The organism is Bacillus sp. SRL337 (assembly GCF_984799155.1).
The window spans coordinates 4,604,743-4,624,974 of record NZ_OZ481793.1; the positions used below are offsets into that span (position 1 = coordinate 4,604,743).

Genomic DNA, 20,232 nt, shown 5'->3' on the forward strand with positions numbered 1-20,232 from the left:
ATCAAACGGACATCATTTCTTCCCGATAGAGGTGAACCCTGTTTCGCCCCTCATTCTTAGCTGAATATAGAGCTTTATCTGCATAGTTAAGCAAGTCATACAGTGTTTCATTTTTTCCTTCGGTTGTTTCTGCTACACCGAAGCTTACTGTCACCAAAAGACTTGCCTCTTCCAGTATCAAGGGTTGCCTGCTAAGATAACTGCGAATTTTATCTGCCGTCGCCTTTCCTTCTGATCCTGAGGATCCCTTCAGTGCAAGAACGAATTCTTCTCCACCATAACGTGCAAAAATGGCGCCTTTCTGCAATTGAGTCTGACAAGCCTTCACAACATGCACCAATAATTGATCGCCAACAAAGTGTCCATATTTGTCATTCACCCGTTTAAAAAAATCAATGTCCATCAACATGACAGTATATGGAATCGATTCCCTTTTGGCATCTTCAAGCTCTTGATTGCCTTGTTGAAAGAAAGCACGGCGGTTATATACTTGAGTTAGCTCATCATAGTAGGCAAGCTTCTCTAATTGCCCTTGCAGCATTTTCACTTCGGTAACATCATTGAAAATCATTAAGAAGCCATTATGCTTCTGATCTCCCTGCAGGCGTGACACGCGGACCTGGTACGTGCACTCCTTTTGATCGCGGCCTGAGCCTGATTGCAATTCCTGATGATATGGAGCATTTTGAAATTGAAAGGGAAACGCATTACCTGAGATGGAATCCCACACCTTCATAAATTCCCAACCAAACATTTTTTTTGATAGTCTTGGATACATCCTCTGGCCTGCCTTGTTGAATTCTATCAATCTATAGGATTCATCCAATACTATAACTCCATCATTAATGCTGTTAAATATGGCATCTTTTGCGATTGGCATAATGCTGAACATACGTGAAGAACGAATTGCCCAAAAATAGAAGAGGGAAGTGAGCCATAAAATCATTGGTACCGGGTCAATCCCTTGAGGCGTCAGTCCAAGCAAATAAATAAAGGCTGTGATCATCGGGACAAGCTGCCCCCACATTAGCGAAAGAAGCTGCAGACGGTAATCCTTATCGGTTTCCCTCCAGCGGGAGAACACGAGTAAAAAAGCGACAAACAGACTTGTAAAAGTATAGAGGCCTTGAACTACATACCAAATGCCGATTTCCTGGTATACAAAAGGAGCCCCCAATTCCGGATGGACTTCATATGCCCTGTAATAAAAATGGTGAAAATCATTCGTTGCTACCATAACCAGGCTGGTAAAAGGAATGATCAACAGGGCCAGTAACTTGTTAGGTGACAGATTCATTCCTAAATACCGCATGATGAAAATCAAGCCCATCGTCGCGGAAAACGGCATCCCTAGATATTGAATGATTGTCCAGAATTTAACCTCTGCAAGGGTGGTCGACATCAACCCAAAGGCTGCGCCAAAACAATAGATGGAGGTGAAAAGAGTATGAAGAATAAACAGTGGGGCAATATTCCTATAATGGTGGCGCTTCACAAAAACATAGATACACAGATACAAACTGAACACACAGGAAGTGCAGATCAGAGTGACATAAGCTGTTAAGTCTGAATTCACTATCATAGACCTCTTTTACTATCTTTTTTCTTTTAATGTAGCACATTACAATTAGTTTGTCTTATCCACTAATTAACAAAATAAAAAAGAATCCTCAATCTGCGTAACAGATCAAAGATTCCTTTATACGTTTAACTAGTCACCTTTTCATCAATTGCTTCTTTTTCCAATGACCTCACTAAAGAAACCCTATTCTCATTTAACTTCAGTGTCTCTGCTGTGGACTCATGGATTTCGTTGAACAGTTCAGGGTTATCAGACAGCGATATACCATAGGATGGGATCATTTCTTTTAATTTTGGTTCCCATTCTTTTAATTGATCCGGGAAACATCTTTGGAATAATTCCAGCATGACATTGACTGCTGTAGAAGCCCCTGGGGAGGCACCAAGCAATGCAGCAATAGATCCGTCAGCAGCACTTACAACTTCTGTACCGAACTGAAGCGTTCCTTTTCCACCTGCCTCGGTGTCTTTGATTACCTGCACACGCTGGCCTGCTACGACAATATCCCAATCCTCGCTTTTGGCATCAGGAATGAATTCCCTTAGCTCATCCATACGTTTTTCATGTGATAACATCACCTGCTGGATGAGATATTTCGTCAATGACATCTCCTTAGCTCCGGCTGCCAGCATTGTAAGGACGTTATTTGGCTTAACAGAGCTGATGAGATCCATATTTGAACCCGTTTTCAGGAATTTCGGCGAGAAGCCTGCAAATGGCCCGAATAGCAGTGATTTCTTGTTATCAATATACCTGGTATCAAGATGGGGAACGGACATAGGCGGTGCCCCGACCTTCGCCTTTCCGTATACTTTTCCATGGTGCAAGGCAGCAATTTCCGGTTTATTGCAAACCAAAAACAGTCCGCTTACAGGGAATCCGCCAATACGTTTTGACTCTGGAATGCCTGTTTTTTGCAGAAGGTGCAGGCTTCCTCCGCCGCCGCCGATAAAGACAAACTTTGCGGTATGATATTCAATACGGTTGCTCTCGGAATTATGAATCTTTACTTCCCAGGAGCCGTCACTCGTGCGTTTGAGGTCTTCAACACTATGTTTATAGTTGATTTCGACATTTTGGCTCTTAAGATGGTCAAACAGCATGCGCGTCAAGGCACCAAAGTTAACATCTGTTCCAGAATCAATTTTTGTTGCGGCTATCGGTTCAGCCGAAGTACGGCCATTCATGATGAGCGGTATCCACTCCTTGAGTTTCTCCGGTTCATCTGAGAACTCCATTCCTCGGAATAATGGATTACTTGAAAGCGCTTTAAATCGCTTTTGTAAAAAACGGACGTTGCTTTCCCCCTGGACCATACTCATATGAGGAATCGGCATAATGAAGTCCTGCGGATTCTGAATCAGATTGCTGTTAACAAGATACGACCAAAACTGCCTTGAAACCTGGAACTGTTCATTGATCTTGATGGCCTTAGTAATATCAATCGACCCGTCAGCCTTTTCGGATGTATAGTTAAGCTCGCATAACGCGGCATGTCCCGTTCCGGCATTATTCCACTCGTTTGAACTTTCTTCACCTGCGCTGGCAAGTTTCTCGAACACTTTAATTTCCCAATCCGGAGCCAATTCTTTTAATAATGCCCCTAATGTCGCACTCATGACTCCGGCACCGATCAAAATAACGTCTGTTTTCTTCTGTACGCTGCTCATGATTACCTTCCACATCCCCTATATTTGAAAAATGATTAAGACGCTCATGCTTAGATGTCTATCAAACCTAAGCGCCGCCGTGGCAGACAACAATACTCTATCCATTGTAATTATTTCTTATTCTATTATAATAATTTTTTAAATTTAAAAAATATCATTGTCTGATAATTATAAACTAATTTCGACAAATTGTAAAAAAAGGACAGCCATATTCCTGCTTAAAATTTCCTTGTAATGAACATTATTGTTTGAACGCCGATTCTATTCGTCGAGGGCAGTTGAAAAAGGGGGCTTAGCTAATGCCGCTGCAATTGCCAAGTAAGTTTTCGTGCAGCATTTTGTCTTTAACCAAAAGAAATTGGCCCAATAAAAAACCGGGCCAAAATATGGGAGTTTATTCTATTAGCTAATTATGCTATTCATTCAATAAGACAGACAGTGATGGCCGTTACAATGCTCTATTTAGCAAAATGGCGGCATTTCATTTGTTCATATGAGCCAGAAAACCGCCAAGGAGCGAATCTTTGTCTTCTTCAACAGGGGTTTCTTCCTCTGCAGGCCCTGCTTCTTGCCTTGCCATCTCCCAATCAAAGCTTGCCAAATCATCTTCTGTTTCCTCTGGTTCCAGTTTTCTTTCAAGCATTTCCCGTGAACCATCCATTATTTCCTCATGTACAGATTCATGTTCCGTGCCTACGACTTCAATATTTTCTTGAAGATAGAGCGCTTCCTCAATATCCAAAGAGCTGCTGTTAAGGGTGGCCAAGACCGAAGCAGCCCTTACCGGATCAGCTAATAATTGATGAATGATACTGCCTAATAAAGCTTCGGAATGGGAATGCCGAAGCCAATTACGCTGTTCTTTCGTCAACGATTTTGGAAGGGGGATGGTGAGCATTTCCTTTTCCTTTGATAGAGAATGGTTGACGCCTTCCAACACCATTTCTGCAATTTTACTTGAGAAGTTTCTTCGTTCTCTTTCTTTCATAACCTGCAGTTGCCTGATGATATGGTCAGGTGTATCGGACGGCAGCCGGAACGTGATGGCTTGTCCTCTTTCAATCCTGGTAACTCCGGATTTTTTCATGAGATCACCTTACTTGTTTACCGTTTCTTTTTTGGCTCCGCTTTCTTTCTTCTCCTTCTCATTGCTTTGTACGAAGTCAGAAATGAGCTTATAATAAGCATTTGCCATCATCCAGATACTTTCTTTTTCATCTTCAAAAAATTCAATATTATATCCATCCAGATTGTTATTCAACGCCTTGATATATTCCTTCAATACCGCTGAACCGCCGCCTACAAAGTAGCAGATTTCGGTTTGGGAGTTCTTCTGCCACACATTCCGTAAAAAGCGGTATTCCTTCTTGGCCAGCTCCAAAAGAATCCGGTCCGTGATATCGTGAACACTTGTCCGGCTTCCTTTCACCATAATATGATTGCGGTCATTTTTCCTCGTAATGATATCCACTACATCTCTGCGGCTGTCCAATTCGATCCCGTGCTTGGTTCTGATTTCTTCCCGGATTGCTTCCAGGTACTCTGAAATCCCAATATTGAAGCCTTGTGCCTTGTCATCGTCGACATTTCTATTTTTAATGACAGCAATATCGGTAGATAATCCGCCAATATCCTGGATAAGGATTCTCTTATCGATTAGATCCTTATTTATGATGTTCAAGTCATTGTCCATAACCAGGTTAATATATGCTGCAAATCCTTCTGGATATACCTTTACCTGATCGAATTTGATGTTGACCTTTTTGCCCTGGTACTTAGGAGTTACAAGAAATTCCACCTGATGGACCGAACCTAAGAGTTGTGCACGATAGCCAACATCTTTTCCTTCTTTAACTTCCCTTAACGGCAGGCCCGTTCCGAGGGTGTAGTTAGCATCTATCACTCCACTCTTTTTGTCGGAATATTCCGAACCTTCTTTGTGTACTGCATCCAACGCCAAGGCTGCAAACAGCATGACAAGAGTTTGGTCTTCTTCGGATTTAGTGCTGCCGGGATCTAATTCTGTTGCATTGTCACTTTTTGTTGCAAGATTTCCAACTCTGTAAATAATGTTATTTTCTTTAAGAGCAGGGGAGTGGACCCGTATATGGATTCCATCAAGTGGATCCTTTTCATTTAATTCTTCTATTCCAATGACCGGCCTGTCTTCGGTATCTCTTGCCATGACATTCGGTATGTACAATTCATGATCCAATTTACCAAACAAAGCCTTCACGCAATCATTTCCTACATCAATTGCTGCAATTCTGGATACGGTCACCTAAACCATCCTCTCATTTTTAAAAAATTCTATCTTCTTCTTATTTAAGAATAAAGCAGGCAGGTGAATGCGTCAATAAGGCCATAGTTGTGTTCAAACAAGAAAACAAGTTTACTACTATGTACACAAAACTAACAAACTGTATACATATCGTCCCATAAGCATGTGTACAGTTTTGTATACATGTACACTCATTTGAACACATAAAGGATACATTTTGTGTACATGTATACAAAAATGAATACATAAAGTTTTTGGTACTTTTACCCTTACATTTTCAGGAATTCTACACTGGAAAAAACCTACTTGACCTGTTAAACTTAAATAGTTACCATTGATAACTATTATTTCAGTGCCTATTTTTGGAGGTGGTTTTCATAAAGATTTCACAAAAGTTCTTTCATCAATTGTTAATGTTATATCGCCCATTTGAAAATCAGTTGAATGTTCAATTAGGTAAGCATCAACTTCACCGGGCACAGTGGACAATCCTTTATTATCTGGCCAATTACGGATCTGCGACATTGATAGAACTGGCTAAATACCAGGGAGTCGAAAAACCGACGATTACAAGGACGACCAACGGATTAGAAGAATTGGGGTTTGTTGGACATATTCCCGGAAAAGATAAGCGGGAAAAGCGAATAGACCTGACAAAGAGAGGATGGACGTTGTATAAAGAGGTGCGGATGACGATTGATGAATTTGAAGCAGACATATTAAAAGGAATATCAGAAGAAGATCAGCAAGAAACCATAGATTTAATGGTGAATATACGTAACAACATACTTGAATGGGGAGATAGATAAAGTGGAGCAGACAACGAAGACGAAACTATGGACAAAAAATTTCATCCTAGTTTCAGCAGTCAATTTTTTCTTATATTTAGTTTTTTATTTACTACTGGTTACGATAGCTGTTTATGCCGTGGAACTTTTTGATGCTTCAGAAAGCCAGGCAGGCCTCGCCACCGGAATCTTCATCATCGGTACATTGATTGGCAGGCTGGTGATCGGGCGGATGATCAATTTGACCGGAAACAAGCCGATGCTGTTCATCGGTCTTGCTTTTTTCACTTTGACATCAGGCTTTTATTTAATCAATGCCGGCATTACCTTCCTGCTCATTGTCCGCTTTATACATGGAATAGCACTCGGTGTGGCAAGTACTGCCACCGGCACCATTGTGGCTCAAATCATACCTCAGACGCGTAAAGGGGAAGGCATTGGGTATTACAGCATGAGTATAACACTGGCTACGGCAATCGGGCCGTTTATCGGCCTTTATATGAGTCAGCATACCAGCTATCAGTCGATTTTCGGCTTCTGCCTGGGATTGGGTATCGCCAGTCTTATACTGTCATTATTCATGAAGGTGCCGGAGGTGAAAACAGCCGCTAAGGAGCAAACAGGCTTGAAACTTTCAAGCTTCATCGAACCCAAAGCTGTTCCCATTGGCCTTGTGACAATGTTTCTTGCATTGGGCTACTCTAGCGTGCTTTCGTTTCTGAACTTCTATGCCATCGACATAAACCTGGTAGATATTTCGAGCTTCTTCTTTATCGTCTATGCGGCAGCTATTTTCGTTTCCCGTCCAGTTACAGGACGCCTTATGGATGTAAAAGGAGCCAACTCTGTGATGTATCCGGCTTTTGTCTTTTTCGGGGGCGGTTTACTGCTTTTGAGCATCAGCAGCAATAGTATCACCTTCTTGCTATCGGCAATTCTTATCGGATTCGGATTCGGCAACATGCAATCCATCACACAAGCCATCGCGGTAAAATTAACGCCTCCGCACCGTATGGGATTGGCCACATCCACATATTACATCTTTCTGGATGCAGGACTTGGATTTGGGCCTTATTTCCTTGGATTCCTTATCCCATCCACTGGGTACCACAACCTGTATCTTATTATGGGAATCATGGTTCTGGCCTCAACTCTTCTTTATTACTTCATGCATGGCAGTAAAGAGAGACCTGCCGCAGCCGAATCTTAAGCCTGGTTAACTCCTTTGATGGCTAGGTAAACGTAGGTGATTTCACGTATCTTTACAGCGATTTCTCTTGGTTCATGAAGGTATCAAGGGCACATTGCACATCCAGGATCAGCAAGCCACTGATTTCTTTTCATAACACCCAAACGGATAAAGATTTTGAGTAGGTGCTCTTTAATGGCAGCGGCACTATACTAAAAGGCGGTACTGTTGGACAGTACCGCCTTTTAGTATTTCAATCTCTTTCTTTAGCCATCTGAGTATCCCGGATATTCTTCTGGATGGTGATGGCCGCAAACAGACTAAGAACAAAGGACATCGCATAAAATCCCTTTTCACTTAGAATGATACTTCCAGCATTATAAAGTCCGATGGCCATCAATGATATAGCTACAATGACGGCAAACCAACTGATGCCGTAGTAGATGCCTGAGACAGGGATGTCCTCTTCTTTATCCCTTACTGCTTTTTGCAGGGATACTGCTGCATACAATCCGAATATCAATACGGCAAAGTAATACCCCTTTTCATTCAGCTCCATCCCCGCATTGAACAGGCCAATCAGATAGGCTGACATCCCGACCACTAAAGCAGCCCAGCTCGCCCCTTTAAATGCTGCTGTCGGCTCCCCTTCTTTTCTTTCCGCCTTGATCTTCGGCTTCCTTTCATCATTCTTCATTAATGGGTTTTCATTCAACTCGGACATAAGGAGCTCCCCCTTTGTATTCATTACTAGATGATACAAGGATTATTATAGCAATTTTTTACATAATTGGTTGATATTATTTGATGTAAAATGTAACTATTCTAAGCCATATTTGGCCATTCATACTATTTCCGAATACGCTTTTATTTAAGAAATCCGCAACTATCCAACAGCAAGTAAATGCCTGTAAGCAATAGTATTATATATGTAAATATGCGAAATACATTTTGATTCACCCATTTAAATAAACGTTGCCCTGCATACATTCCCAGGAATACGGCCGGGAGCGCCCACAAACTTGATATCCAAATCGTTTTATTTGTTCCTGCAAAAATCACCTGGATGATGATACTGATGAAATAGATAAATAAGTAAAAAGCGAGTGTCGTGCTCCTTAACGTTTCTTTTTTAGTATCTGTTCCTGAGAAATACACTAATAACGGCAGTCCCGGCATGCCTATACTTGTTGTGAAGAAACCGGAAAGCCCGCCAACAAGTAAGTCCCGCCTTTTATTTTGACCAATGCGGAATTTGAGAATTAACATGACAGTCAGAACTAAAATCAGAATGCTGATTCCCGTTTTCAAAAAATTGATATCAATCAACAAAAAAAGCAACATACCAATGGGCAGGCCGGCACTGCTTCCTGCCAGGAACCTTTTAAGGGTTACATAATCAATGTCATGTCTGATCTTCATTATTAAGGCACTTGATATAAAGAAAGACAAAATCAAGTTCAGTTGGATTGCTTCAATTGGTTCAAATAGTAACAGAAGAAATGGTGTTGCCAAAATCGAAAATCCAAATCCGGTACTCGTTTGAAGGATTGAAGCGATTAGAATAATGATGATAAATGCTGAGGTTTCCATAGCTCCGCCTTTCTTACTGTATGACTCTATTCAAAAAAAGATACCGTTAGAGGAACAGTACCTTCTATAGCCATTCTAGCATCAAATGTATTGGCAGTGCTTGTCCAAGTCCCCAGCTCTGCGTTCTTTCTTCCCTTGATATAGTGGGAGATCAGAGGGAATGATACTGATTGCTTCAGCCATATTTCTTCTGATGTTCTTTTTTTCGCTTCAGATACTCTTTATCCTCTCGTGCAAGCTTCCATTTTTCCATAAAGATAGATGCTGATTCTGCCTTTTCCGGATCAATCTGCCTTTCGTTTATTTTTCCCTGGTCGTCATATTTTTTTCCGCCTTTGTAATTCGTATAGCGGCGTGCACGGGTATAACCCATCTGCAGAAACTTCCTAGCCATGTCCATACCGACAAAATCCTCTTTCTCCTTATAATCCAGGAACATCCCATATATTTTGTCAGATGATTCCTCCGCGATCTCAGGTGTCTTGAACCGCCAATGCTGCAGGATTTCGCTCTTATAAGGCTCCACCAGCAGTACTCCCTGTTCCCCCCTGCCCACTCTATATAAGTCAGGATTTTCGCGGAAATCAATGTTATCAAAGTCCAAATCATAATCAAAAGCCATGACTATCATCCTTTTTATTGGAGGTTTACCCTTGGCACCCTATTGGTATGCATTGAAACGTTATAATTGCTTCCTGAGTACTTCGTCATATTCCTTATCAGAAACGGAGATATAGGTGCCTGACTCCAACTGCATCAATGGAGATTGGAGTCGCACACTTGAAACGAAAATCTGGCTGCATCTAAATAATTGGATTTTTTAAACTTAAATCAAACGTAAAATTTAAACAAAAGCCGATATGTCCTGCACTTTTCAAGTATAATGAACCATATTCAGATCATGCATATGATATTTCTTTGTGAGAATCCTATACATAGGAAGAAGAAAAAACAAAAAATGAGGTTAATAAATGAGTAAAAGAAGTTTTGCGGATTATCAAGTAAGCGATGAAATAAAAAGAGCACTGGATGTCTTAAAATATGAATCGCCTACTGAAGTTCAAAGCAAAGTCATTCCAGCCGCAATGGAAAACAAGGATCTTGTCGTCAAAGCACAAACAGGAAGCGGGAAAACCGCCTCCTTTGGCATTCCTGTCGCCGAAATGATTGAATGGGAAGAAAAAAAGCCACAGGCTCTGATTCTTACTCCTACCAGGGAGCTTGCGGTTCAAGTCCGTGAAGATATTACGAACATTGGAAGGTATAAACGCATTAAAGCAGCGGCCGTCTACGGAAAAGAACCTTTTGCAAAACAAAAGGATGAATTGAAACAGAAAACTCATATTGTCGTAGGTACCCCTGGCCGGGTCATGGACCACATCCAACGGGAAACGTTGGATTTAGATCAAATCAAGTACCTTATCATAGATGAAGCGGATGAAATGCTTAATAGAGGGTTCATCGATGAAGTGGAAGCCATCATCAATGAACTGCCTTCTGATCGGGTGACAATGGTATTTTCGGCTACACTGCCTAAAGATGTTGAGAATTTGTGCCACAAATATATGAAAGACCCTCTTCAAATTGTCATTGAATCTACCGGGATAACAGCGGAAACCATTGAGCATTCACTAATTGAAGTGAGAGAAGAAGAAAAGATGCCGCTTCTTAAAGATATCACGGTCATAGAAAATCCCGACAGCTGCCTGATTTTCTGCCGTACCAAAGAACACGTCGATACAGTGTACAGCGAACTGGATAAAGCAGGATATCCTTGTGAGCGACTGCATGGGGGTCTGGAGCAGGAGGATCGCTTCTCTGTGATGGAAGGATTCAAATTGGGCAACTTCCGCTATCTGGTTGCCACGGATGTCGCTGCCAGAGGTATCGATATTGATAATGTGACACTGGTCATCAACTATGACGTCCCCATGGAAAAAGAGAGCTATGTGCACCGAACAGGAAGAACCGGCCGTGCCGGAAATAAAGGAAAAGCCATTACGTTTTCAACTCCCTATGAAGAAAAGTTCATTAACGCCATTGAAAAATACATCGGCTTTGAACTGCCCGCTATAGAAGTTCCAAGCCATCTTGATGTCACTGCAGGAAAAGCTGCTTTTGAAGAAAAACTCAGCGGCAGGCGAGTTGTAAGAAATAACAAAACTGCCAGAATCAATCAAGATATCATAAAGCTTCATTTCACCGGCGGTAAAAAGAAGAAGATCCGGGCCGTTGATTTTGTCGGGACGATTGCCAAAATCCCCGGAGTCACAGCAGAGGACATCGGCATTATAACCATCCATGATCAAATGTCTTATGTAGACATCCTCAATGGCAAGGGCTCGCTGGTATTACAAGCCATGGAAAAAGCAACGATCAAAGGGAAGAAGTTAAAGGTTAGTAAGGCCATTAAATAATATCATTATCAGGGAACAAAAAATCCCCCTCACATTTACAATGATGGGGATTTTTTGGGTTTATTTAGTGCCGTTTTTGGAGGAAATTTTCACTTGGGATACGGTTCTTTCTAGATAAAGATTTTTAAATTGTTGTCTTCTTATATCTCGCTAATTTTCTTTTGACTCTCACAACTCAAGCATCTCTTTATTCCTCCTTTACTCTATTGGTGTTAGGAGCATTTGACTGTATAGTGTAGAAAGGTGTGTCTAAATTTTAGGAAATTCACTATTTTTTTGCTGAAAAATAAAAAAGGTGTAACGAAGTCCAAAAAATTCGGAGATATATATGATTGGATTTTTAAATAGGTGCTTTAACGTAGAAAAAACTCAATTTAAATTTACCGCAAAAATTTGTTGTAACGTATTGTTCTACATAAGTCTGATAACAAAGGGAGGGTAGCAGTGAATAAAAATAATATATTTAAAGAATATGGAGATTTTATCCTGAAATATTTACTCACTTTAACAAATGACTTTCATGCTGCAGAAGAATTAACACAAGAAACATTTTATCAAGCCATAAAGTCCATTCATAACTTCGATAGAAACGGAAATGCAAAATTCTCTACATGGCTTTGTTCGATTGCTAAAAACGTTTGGTTACAAGAAGTAAATCGTGAAAACAAAAAACAGCAGTTAGTAGAATCTTTAGGTAATGAGTGTGCAAGAAATTATGATGTCGAAGATGCTTTTATTCAAAGTGAAGAAAAACTGAATTTTTTTAAGAAAGCACGTGAACTTGATGATGTAAAACGGGAAGTGGTCTATTTAAGGTTACTAGGTGACTTATCTTTTAGAGAAATAGGCATCATTGCTGGGAAGACAGAAAATTGGGCAAGAGTAACTTTTTATCGAGCAAAGCAAGAATTGAGGAAGGGTGAATAATAGTATGGAACACAATGTTTTTAAAGATTTATCCCCTGCTTATATTGATCAATTAACTAGCAAAGAGACCAACAAGCAAATGGAGACACACATGGCTCAATGTGAAGATTGCCGAAATTATCTATCTGCAATGAAAGAAGACATCATTAGAGAAAGCATAAATGAACAAGAAAAAGATCACAATAGTATTGATTATTTAAAGAAAGTCCGCTCAAAAAACAGAAAAAAGATATTGGTCATTGTCTCGTCTCTATTATCCGTTTTTCTTTTGTTGACAATTGTTTATTATTTTTTGTTTGTAAACATGTGGTTAGCAAATACAGACCATGTGGAGACAGATATTGATAACCAAGATGGGACTGTCACTCTATCATTTAAACCTAAAAAAGAGGATCACTATCTTTTAACAATAATGAAAAGTGAAATTTCTAATGAGGGATATATACATTCTATATTTGTTTATGAAAAAAGAGATGATTTCTCTACTTCTGCTACCATTTTAAAAGATGGGACTAGTTATACCTTCACGTTTCTAGATGAAAACACCTTATTGCTTGATAATGGAGAAAAACAAAAAATAAATGGAAAAGATAAAATATCTATACATTACAAAGATAAAACCGAAGAAGTCTTCATCCAAGATTTATATAATGAAACCTATTAACAAAAATAGAGAACTCATTTATATATGATGAGTTCTCTATTTTATTTACGAGCCAAAAAAAGTATTTTTTTACTCATTCTTTATCTATTAAGAGTTCCACCCTCTGTTTTACCACTATTTGTGGTACGGTTCACCCCGATTAATCCGAAAAGCCCGATAAACCTGCTCAACCAGTATCAACCTCATCAACTGATGGGGGAAGGTCATTTTAGAAAACGAAAGAGTCTCATTCGCCCGCTTCAGCACCTCTTCACTCAATCCGAGCGAACCCCCGATGACAAAAGCAACTTTACTCTTCCCGTACGTTGCGAGCTTGTCCAGGTTATCCGCCAGGTCCTCAGATGTTCTCATCTTGCCTTCGATAGCCAAGGCAATCACATGGGCATCCGGCGCTATTTTGGCCAGGATCCGCTCGCCCTCTTTTTCTTTTACCCGAATCATTTCTGTTTCGCTTAATTCCTCGGGTGCTTTTTCGTCGGAAACTTCAATGACTTCGACTTTCGCATATGCACTCAAACGTTTTAAATATTCATCGATTCCCAGCTTAAGATACTTTTCTTTCAATTTTCCAACAGTCACAATTGAGATATTCACAATTCACACTCTCTTCAAAGACAATTTACAAACACGTTATCCACAAAAGTTATCCACATATCAACAATCACTATCCACATATCGTATGGGAATATCAGTTCGCCACAATATATTCTGCTGTCTGTTCGCAATATTCACAGGTTGTGGATAAGTCGTGAGAATCTGTTAATTGTTCTAACTTTGGTGCAACTTCATATTCATCCACAATGATGTCCATCGCAAGTTCTACGTGCTCTTTACAGCAATAAATCATATTTTTTTCCTCCACCTGAAACTTTAGTTATTATATTTAATTTATCCACAAGCCATCATATCATTAAAAAAGAAAGCAGGAAAGTAATGGTCACTTTCCTGCTTTCTGGTTATCCACATTACAGACGGGATTCATCTGTCAGCTTCATGGTTACCTCTTGAGGCTCACCATTTCTGTAAATGGCCACTTTCATTTGATCGCCAACCTCTTTTTCATTGTAAAGATGTTTCCGCAGGGCGATAATATCTGTAATCTTTTCACCATCAAGTTCCACGATGACATCCAGTTCCTGCAATCCTGCCTGGGCAGCAGGGGAATTAGGAACGACTTGGCGGACCATGACACCATCCTTGATATCATCAGGAAGTTTTAATGTTTCCTGTTGATGATATGCGGTAATTTCATTCACATTTTCAAGTGAAACACCCATAGCCGGCCGCTTCACTTCACCAAACTCTTCTAAATCCTCAATGATCGGCTGTGCAGCGTTGATTGGAATCGCCAGCCCAATACCTTCGACTGCTTCCTGGGCAATCTTCATGGAATTGATTCCTACCAGCTGCCCAGCAATATTTACGAGCGCACCTCCACTGTTTCCTGGGTTGATCGCTGCATCTGTCTGGATGACTTCTGCCTGCCAGTCTTCCATTCCATCCTGATTGATATCCACCGGGATGGTCCGCTCCAGTCCTGAGACAATCCCTTGCGTTACAGAACCGGAAAATGCCAGCCCAAGCGGGTTCCCGATCGCAAGTACCGGTTCCCCTGTCTTTAATTCATCCGAATTCCCAAATTCAGCTACAGCTTTAATTTCAGCTCCATCCACCTCTAAAACAGCGAGGTCTGTCCAAACATCACCGCCTTGCAGCTTTGCCGGCACCTTGGTTCCATCAGACAGTGTCACTTCAAGCTGGTCAGCTCCTTCAATGACATGGTAATTCGTGACTATGTATGCCTTGCCGCCTGCTTTCTTGTAAATGACACCTGATCCCGTGCCGGCTTCCTGTCCGGTTTGTTCCCAGAAGCTTTGTGAGCGGATATTGCTAATGCCTACAACTGCATCCTCTGCCCTTGCCACTGCTGCTGTCACATCACTGGTTACATCAACAGAAAGATTTTTAGTACCGCCGTTTTGGCCATTGTGGTAAGCTTCATCGGTCTCTGCCAGATTGCTGCCCGGGTTATAAGGAAGGACGTCCCAATCAGCCAGCTTCGGCAGGGCGACAATGACGAGGATGGCTCCCAATACGATGCCGACAAGACTTGCAAGGAAGTACCCTCCCCGATTCCCTTTCTGTTTCGATCTTGTATTTTCATAATCCTGATCATAATAGCCCATCTACAGATACACCCTTTCCTTTACATCTCTTATATTTTCCTACATGGTCAAAAATATAGTCAGGTAAAACGGAAATTTGCTTTCATTTTATAAAAAAATCTCAGAATTATCCACTTGGAGGTATGTAAGAGTGATAAAAAATAAAAAGATGAAAGCATCAACGCTTTCACCTTTCCCTTTCAATTAATGCGGCTAAACATTTTAGACTGCGACCAATTGTGTAGGAATTTTCGGATCAGTATCAAGCAAATCAAATTGCTCGCCGACCTTGATTCCTTTTGACTCCAGTGTTTGAGAGACACTCATCCTGGCCAGGTCTTTCATGTTATTATCTTTACTCAAGTGGGCAAGGTAGATGCTCTTAGTCTGATCACCGAAGACCTCACTCATGGCGATGGCCGCATCCTCATTGGAGACATGCCCCACATCGCTCAAGATACGGCGTTTAATGCTCCATGGATATCTGCACATTCTCAGCATGTCCACATCGTGATTGCTTTCAAACACATACGTATTGGCGTTGGAGATAATCCCTTTCATACGGTCACTGACATAACCGGTATCCGTTACCAACACCAATTTTCTTCCTTCATGGTGAAAAGTATAGAACATCGGTTCAGCAGCATCATGGGAAACACCGAAAGATTCAATATCCAGTGAGCCGAAGGATTGGACCTTTTCCATACCGAATTCAAACTTTTGGTCAAGCGGAACATTTCCAATCAATGGATCCATCGCTTTCCACGTTTTTTCATTGGCATAGACAGGAAGCCCATACTTTCTGGCCAATATTCCAATTCCCTTTATATGATCACTATGTTCATGTGTTACCAGGATTCCCGATAAGTCTTTGATTTTACGGTCAATATTTTGAAACAAAGCTTCCATCTGCTTACCACTCAGGCCAGCATCCACGAGGAATGAGTCCTGATCTGTTTCAACGAAAATGGCATTCCCCGTACTGCCACTGGCTAGTACACTAAAATGCATAGACATTTCTCTCACTCCAGTAATTCTTTTTCTGTATTAGTAAACTCAATGATGTTTCCTTCAAATGCATTAACGAATAGATGGTCGGTCTTCCCTTCCTTTGTCACTGTAAAGTGCCATGCGGGTGATAAGACCTGTCTTTCTGCTTCCGGCACAAGTGTGTAATAACCAATTTCAGGTGTACCTATAGTACTGCCGGTAGGCAATTTTTCTTTATAGTAAAGGGTCTCCAGAGCTTGTAAAGGAGTAATGACTGATTTCTTATCGGGAAACTCATCAAAATCCGTCATTAATGTTTGTGTATAGGAAACGATTTTCCGATCCTCATTATAATAGATAGCCAGTTCCCCATTTATATTTTTGAAAAGGGTCTTTCCATTATAGGTCTGATAATAAAGAATTCTTTGCTGGTCCTCATCAATTCCCCAAAAGGAGTACGACTCTCCATGCAGAACATTTTTGGCTATAAAATCGTTAAGTTCTTCAGGATTAAACTTCTCACTGATCACATAACTGCTGTCTTTCAGTGTGGAGGTGATAGTAGTCGTATCCAAAACCTCAACCGATTGAGCCTTCAACTCTTTGATCTCTTCTTGGGTAAATGCTTTCGTTATGGCATTGATATAAGGCTGGCTTTCTGGGTCTTTGGAGGGCGGCTGATCATATTTAATATCCTCAAGCTTCAATTTATCTTCCAGCTTGGCCTCACCCAAAAAGTCGTACTGATTTTCATTATACTTGTTAATGAAGAGCGTTAACAGGAAAATGTCCAAAATCAGAAAGACTATAATAAAGATGGTTTTTGTTTTACTCCAATCCAAGAGGAACCCCCCCAACATCATCCGGCTGGAATCTAATCCATGATCCTGCGAACTTATAGTACCAGGCAGGTTCCAGGGCAGCAATATTTGAAGAAGTCTGGGACATCTTAAAGCCCGGAATGATATCTTCAATCTGTTCAGGGTTAACATTGTCCGCTATAAGGCGATCCAGCACATCCCTGCCGGAAGGAAGAGTGATACTGTCGGTTTCATCAGTCATAGTCATACCCTCAAAATTTGTATAAGGCCTGGAGTATTTAAATATATTCGTGTTACCCAGAACTACAGAGTACTCAGACATGCCGCTTTCATTAAACACTGGAAGGTCATGTATGAACATACGATACTGGGCAAGCCGCTGAGACTCACTCACTCCGAAGAATTGATAAAATCCATTCTTCTCAGGCCAGCCGCCGTGATCGTTAATAAAGCTGCTTGTTTGGGTGATCAAACTACTTACGCTCGCATCTCCTTCTGCTTCTTCTTCAATATTGACAAAAGAAAATGTCTTGTTGTTCGTATTCACTCTCATTAAACTGGAATCATCATTGTACTCGTCTCCAATATTGATCAATTCACGGCTTACCAAATTAGGTTCACTGAATAAAGCATCTACAAATCTATTCAGTGAGATCGTACCCAAAATATATTTATAACTGTTCATTTCAATAGGGTTTTCTGAAAGATATATCCGGCGGCTTTCAGTTGGGTCATAAGCAAAATATTCCGGGTGTTTAATCGACTTTGAAACGAAATTCTCATTAAAGGACTCCATTGCTGACAAATCAATACGCCCTTCGTACACTCTTTTATCAGAATAGGAGACAAAATAAACAGACGAAAAATCAGGAGATTCTTCTTTTGTCTTGACAACAATGCGGTCGAAATTATTTGCCGGAAGATCTGTATTGTTAAAACTCGCTATGTTTTTATAAAAATCAAAGGAAATGAGGTCCGGAAATATCAATTCCACACGGTCTTGCCCATGAACCAATTCCTTGAATTCCTCATTGCTCAACATCCTGGTGATATCCGTAAGCCCATAGATATTCCAAGCAGCGATTTGATTGGCCATACTTTCAATCTCAAGATGCCTCTGCGTTCCATACGTTTTATCATTTCTATGATAAAGGAGTTTAAAAGGAAGGAAAACTTCCCTCATATCCTTTTTGGCACTGATGATTATATCCTCGGAAATATTATTCTCTTCGATTGGCTCTAAACTCGGCTGATACGTCCATAAATTCCAGGTCAAAAAAATACTTGAAACCACAAGAAATGTGAGGGTTACCGATTTAATTTGTTCATATTTCATAGCCATTCATCCTCTAGTGTACTGTCATAAGGAAGGGAAAATGAGATGGTTGTCCCTTTCCCTTCCTTACTATCCGCCCATATGGTACCGCCATGTGCCGAAATCATTTCCTTTGCAATGGCAAGTCCCAATCCGGTGCCTCCCATTTGTCTTGAACGGGCTTTATCCACCCGGTAGAACCGCTCAAAGATCTTGGTCAGATTGTCTTGTGGTATTCCAAGCCCCTGGTCAGATACACTTACGACAATCATTTCTTCTTTCTCTGTAATATTGAATGTAATCAGTCCGCCTTCAGGCGAATACTTTAAGGCATTGGATATGATATTATCAAGAACCTGTGTCAATTTATCTTTGTCAATATCAACAAAGAGAGCCTTTTCTGGCATACCCCTTTTAAATGTGACATTCTGATTCTTGGACATTTCAAAACGATCGATGATTTTATGGAAAAATCCAACGAATTCAATCCATTCTTTATTAAACCGATAATCCTTACTGTCCATTTTAGAAAGCTGAAGCAAATCATTGACCAGACGAATCATCCGCTCCGTTTCATTCTGGGTTACATCCAGAAAGTGAGGGGCAATATCCTCATCCTGCCAAGCACCCTCTGCCAGTGCCTCAAGGTAACTTCTCATTGTCGTTAGCGGCGTCCTCAATTCATGGGAAACATTCGAAACGAAATCTCTTCGTTCCATATCGATCTTTTCCTGTTCGGTAATATCATGAAGAACGGTTATGATTCCATTAACAAAACCAGTTTCTTTCTGGATGATGGAGAAGTTAGCTCTTAGTATATAAGGCTGCTCTTTGGTACTGTAATCAAGGATGATTGATTCATGCTCATTTGAAAGATCATCAAAAGTATAGTTCTCATCCAAACCTAATAGGGAAACCAGCGGCTGTGATAAAACTGTTTCACGTGAAACATTCAGCATCTTTGCAGCTGGATCATTGATTAAAATAACCCTGCCTTTTCGGTCAGTTGCGATGACTCCATCGGTCATATAGGAAAGGACAGAAGAAAGCTTTCGTCTTTCTCCTTCTGTGGTAGCCTGGGCTTCCTGAAGTCGTTTTGTTAGATTATTAAAAGTAATGGCAAGCTGGCCAATTTCATCATAGCCATAAACCTTTACTTTTCTTGAAAAATTCCCTTTTGCCATTGCCAGAGCCTGTTTCCTCATATCAGAGATCGGCCTTGTGACGGTTTGGCCCAGAAGGACTCCAAGAATAGCCGTAATGACTAGAGCAATGGCTGTTCCCGTAGAAAAGATCTCGTTGATTTCTTCCAACTGCTGATAGACTGTTTCGATTTTGGCGATGATGTATATCGCACCGATTTCCTCTTTGCTATTTTTGATAGGAGAGGTATACACCCAAATACGGTTTCCTGCTTCATCAATGTATGCTTCGTCCATCACTTTTCCAGTCGCCAGTGCCCTTTTCACCATGGTGTCTGTAGCACGCTGTCCTACTGTATCAACATTATCCTTCCTTGAGGAGCCAATGATGCGGAACTTGCTGTCGATGACCCTGACCTCGGATATATCTGTACCTCCGAAGTCATCGAGGATGCTCGCAATATCGGTCTCAAGTTCCAAATCTTTGTCTGTCCGTTCTTTAAGCATTTCTTCACGTATATTATATTCTAAAAACCTGACATTCTCTTTAATGTTCTGGGTGAAATTCGTAATCAGCTTATCCTCCAGCTCCCGGACAAAATATACACCGATGATCTGCATAGCTAAGAGGATAAGCAGGACATAAATCAAAACAAATTTTAAATGTATCGAACGGGTAATGCCTACT

Annotated in this window: 19 protein-coding genes; 5 read left to right on the top strand and 14 right to left on the bottom strand. The window is 40.8% G+C overall.

Annotation, left to right across the window (positions count from 1 at the left end):
* Position 1: 1 nt before the first annotated feature.
* The 4 genes from AC4E8A_RS22975 to AC4E8A_RS22990 all read right to left on the bottom strand — a co-directional run bounded on the left by AC4E8A_RS22975 (position 2) and on the right by AC4E8A_RS22990 (position 5,533).
* Positions 2 to 1,576 (bottom strand): histidine kinase N-terminal 7TM domain-containing diguanylate cyclase, encoded by a 1,575-nt coding sequence (locus AC4E8A_RS22975; protein ID WP_490196138.1) that lies wholly within the window; start codon positions 1,574 to 1,576, stop codon positions 2 to 4.
* Positions 1,577 to 1,707: 131 nt separating this feature from the next.
* Complete coding sequence (locus AC4E8A_RS22980) at positions 1,708 to 3,252, bottom strand: malate:quinone oxidoreductase (protein ID WP_490196139.1); 1,545 nt, start codon at positions 3,250 to 3,252, stop codon at positions 1,708 to 1,710.
* 481 nt (positions 3,253 to 3,733) lie between these two features.
* On the bottom strand, positions 3,734 to 4,339 hold the full coding sequence (locus AC4E8A_RS22985) for a hypothetical protein (RefSeq protein ID WP_490196140.1): 606 nt from the start codon (positions 4,337 to 4,339) through the stop codon (positions 3,734 to 3,736).
* Positions 4,340 to 4,348: 9 nt separating this feature from the next.
* Complete coding sequence (locus AC4E8A_RS22990; RefSeq protein ID WP_490196141.1) at positions 4,349 to 5,533, bottom strand: Alp7A family actin-like protein; 1,185 nt, start codon at positions 5,531 to 5,533, stop codon at positions 4,349 to 4,351.
* A 413-nt stretch (positions 5,534 to 5,946) separates the two neighbouring features.
* Here AC4E8A_RS22990 and AC4E8A_RS22995 point away from each other — a divergent pair, with 413 nt between their 5' ends.
* Together AC4E8A_RS22995 and AC4E8A_RS23000 are read left to right on the top strand one after the other, a co-directional pair.
* Positions 5,947 to 6,342, top strand: a complete 396-nt coding sequence (locus tag AC4E8A_RS22995) for a MarR family winged helix-turn-helix transcriptional regulator (RefSeq protein WP_490198967.1) — start codon at positions 5,947 to 5,949, stop codon at positions 6,340 to 6,342.
* 1 nt (position 6,343) lies between these two features.
* Positions 6,344 to 7,531 (top strand): MFS transporter, encoded by a 1,188-nt coding sequence (locus tag AC4E8A_RS23000; RefSeq protein ID WP_490196142.1) that lies wholly within the window; start codon positions 6,344 to 6,346, stop codon positions 7,529 to 7,531.
* 232 nt (positions 7,532 to 7,763) lie between these two features.
* On the opposite strand, the gene yiaA is transcribed toward AC4E8A_RS23000, so the two are convergent.
* From yiaA to AC4E8A_RS23015, 3 genes are all read right to left on the bottom strand, one after another.
* Positions 7,764 to 8,234 (bottom strand): inner membrane protein YiaA, encoded by a 471-nt coding sequence (gene yiaA / locus AC4E8A_RS23005; protein ID WP_490196143.1) that lies wholly within the window; start codon positions 8,232 to 8,234, stop codon positions 7,764 to 7,766.
* Positions 8,235 to 8,377: 143 nt separating this feature from the next.
* Positions 8,378 to 9,103, bottom strand: coding sequence for a sulfite exporter TauE/SafE family protein (locus AC4E8A_RS23010; protein WP_490196144.1), 726 nt, complete (start codon positions 9,101 to 9,103; stop codon positions 8,378 to 8,380).
* A gap of 175 nt (positions 9,104 to 9,278) precedes the next feature.
* A complete protein-coding gene (locus tag AC4E8A_RS23015; protein ID WP_490196145.1) occupies positions 9,279 to 9,725 on the bottom strand; it encodes a DUF4385 domain-containing protein in 447 nt (148 codons plus the stop codon).
* 349 nt (positions 9,726 to 10,074) lie between these two features.
* Here AC4E8A_RS23015 and AC4E8A_RS23020 point away from each other — a divergent pair, with 349 nt between their 5' ends.
* The 3 genes from AC4E8A_RS23020 to AC4E8A_RS23030 all read left to right on the top strand — a co-directional run bounded on the left by AC4E8A_RS23020 (position 10,075) and on the right by AC4E8A_RS23030 (position 13,111).
* Positions 10,075 to 11,520, top strand: a complete 1,446-nt coding sequence (locus AC4E8A_RS23020; protein WP_490196146.1) for a DEAD/DEAH box helicase — start codon at positions 10,075 to 10,077, stop codon at positions 11,518 to 11,520.
* Positions 11,521 to 11,964: 444 nt separating this feature from the next.
* Positions 11,965 to 12,447 (top strand): RNA polymerase sigma factor, encoded by a 483-nt coding sequence (locus tag AC4E8A_RS23025; RefSeq protein WP_490196147.1) that lies wholly within the window; start codon positions 11,965 to 11,967, stop codon positions 12,445 to 12,447.
* A 4-nt stretch (positions 12,448 to 12,451) separates the two neighbouring features.
* Entirely contained in the window at positions 12,452 to 13,111 is a 660-nt protein-coding gene (locus AC4E8A_RS23030) for a zf-HC2 domain-containing protein (protein WP_490196148.1), read from the top strand.
* Between the two features lie 114 nt (positions 13,112 to 13,225).
* Here AC4E8A_RS23030 and rlmH read toward each other — a convergent pair whose 3' ends face one another.
* The 7 genes from rlmH to walK all read right to left on the bottom strand — a co-directional run bounded on the left by rlmH (position 13,226) and on the right by walK (position 20,195).
* A complete protein-coding gene (rlmH, locus tag AC4E8A_RS23035) occupies positions 13,226 to 13,705 on the bottom strand; it encodes a 23S rRNA (pseudouridine(1915)-N(3))-methyltransferase RlmH (protein WP_490196149.1) in 480 nt (159 codons plus the stop codon).
* A gap of 94 nt (positions 13,706 to 13,799) precedes the next feature.
* The gene (locus tag AC4E8A_RS23040; protein WP_490196150.1) at positions 13,800 to 13,958 is read right to left on the bottom strand and encodes a CxxH/CxxC protein; all 159 of its coding nucleotides are present in this window, start codon (positions 13,956 to 13,958) and stop codon (positions 13,800 to 13,802) included.
* Positions 13,959 to 14,076: 118 nt separating this feature from the next.
* Positions 14,077 to 15,297 carry a S1C family serine protease gene (locus AC4E8A_RS23045; protein WP_490196151.1) on the bottom strand — a complete coding sequence of 407 codons (1,221 nt, stop codon included), beginning with the start codon at positions 15,295 to 15,297 and terminating at the stop codon, positions 14,077 to 14,079.
* 201 nt (positions 15,298 to 15,498) lie between these two features.
* Entirely contained in the window at positions 15,499 to 16,293 is a 795-nt protein-coding gene (locus tag AC4E8A_RS23050) for an MBL fold metallo-hydrolase (protein WP_490196152.1), read from the bottom strand.
* Positions 16,294 to 16,298: 5 nt separating this feature from the next.
* Positions 16,299 to 17,108 carry a two-component system regulatory protein YycI gene (locus AC4E8A_RS23055; RefSeq protein WP_490196153.1) on the bottom strand — a complete coding sequence of 270 codons (810 nt, stop codon included), beginning with the start codon at positions 17,106 to 17,108 and terminating at the stop codon, positions 16,299 to 16,301.
* Positions 17,095 to 18,423, bottom strand: a complete 1,329-nt coding sequence (locus tag AC4E8A_RS23060) for a YycH family regulatory protein (RefSeq protein WP_490196154.1) — start codon at positions 18,421 to 18,423, stop codon at positions 17,095 to 17,097. The genes AC4E8A_RS23055 and AC4E8A_RS23060 overlap by 14 nt, the downstream gene beginning before the upstream one ends.
* The gene (gene walK / locus AC4E8A_RS23065) at positions 18,420 to 20,195 is read right to left on the bottom strand and encodes a cell wall metabolism sensor histidine kinase WalK (protein ID WP_490198968.1); all 1,776 of its coding nucleotides are present in this window, start codon (positions 20,193 to 20,195) and stop codon (positions 18,420 to 18,422) included. Before walK ends, AC4E8A_RS23060 begins: the two co-directional genes overlap by 4 nt.
* Positions 20,196 to 20,232: the final 37 nt, after the last annotated feature.

Coding starts and splice junctions, on each gene's coding strand:
- AC4E8A_RS22980 (WP_490196139.1), bottom strand. CDS start 3,252: ATGAGCAGCGTACAGAAGAAAACAGACGTTATTTTGATCGGTGCCGGA.
- AC4E8A_RS22985 (WP_490196140.1), bottom strand. CDS start 4,339: ATGAAAAAATCCGGAGTTACCAGGATTGAAAGAGGACAAGCCATCACG.
- AC4E8A_RS22995 (WP_490198967.1), top strand. CDS start 5,947: ATGTTATATCGCCCATTTGAAAATCAGTTGAATGTTCAATTAGGTAAG.
- yiaA (WP_490196143.1), bottom strand. CDS start 8,234: ATGTCCGAGTTGAATGAAAACCCATTAATGAAGAATGATGAAAGGAAG.
- AC4E8A_RS23010 (WP_490196144.1), bottom strand. CDS start 9,103: ATGGAAACCTCAGCATTTATCATCATTATTCTAATCGCTTCAATCCTT.
- AC4E8A_RS23015 (WP_490196145.1), bottom strand. CDS start 9,725: ATGGCTTTTGATTATGATTTGGACTTTGATAACATTGATTTCCGCGAA.
- AC4E8A_RS23020 (WP_490196146.1), top strand. CDS start 10,075: ATGAGTAAAAGAAGTTTTGCGGATTATCAAGTAAGCGATGAAATAAAA.
- AC4E8A_RS23030 (WP_490196148.1), top strand. CDS start 12,452: ATGGAACACAATGTTTTTAAAGATTTATCCCCTGCTTATATTGATCAA.
- AC4E8A_RS23040 (WP_490196150.1), bottom strand. CDS start 13,958: ATGATTTATTGCTGTAAAGAGCACGTAGAACTTGCGATGGACATCATT.
- AC4E8A_RS23045 (WP_490196151.1), bottom strand. CDS start 15,297: ATGGGCTATTATGATCAGGATTATGAAAATACAAGATCGAAACAGAAA.
- AC4E8A_RS23050 (WP_490196152.1), bottom strand. CDS start 16,293: ATGTCTATGCATTTTAGTGTACTAGCCAGTGGCAGTACGGGGAATGCC.
- AC4E8A_RS23060 (WP_490196154.1), bottom strand. CDS start 18,423: ATGAAATATGAACAAATTAAATCGGTAACCCTCACATTTCTTGTGGTT.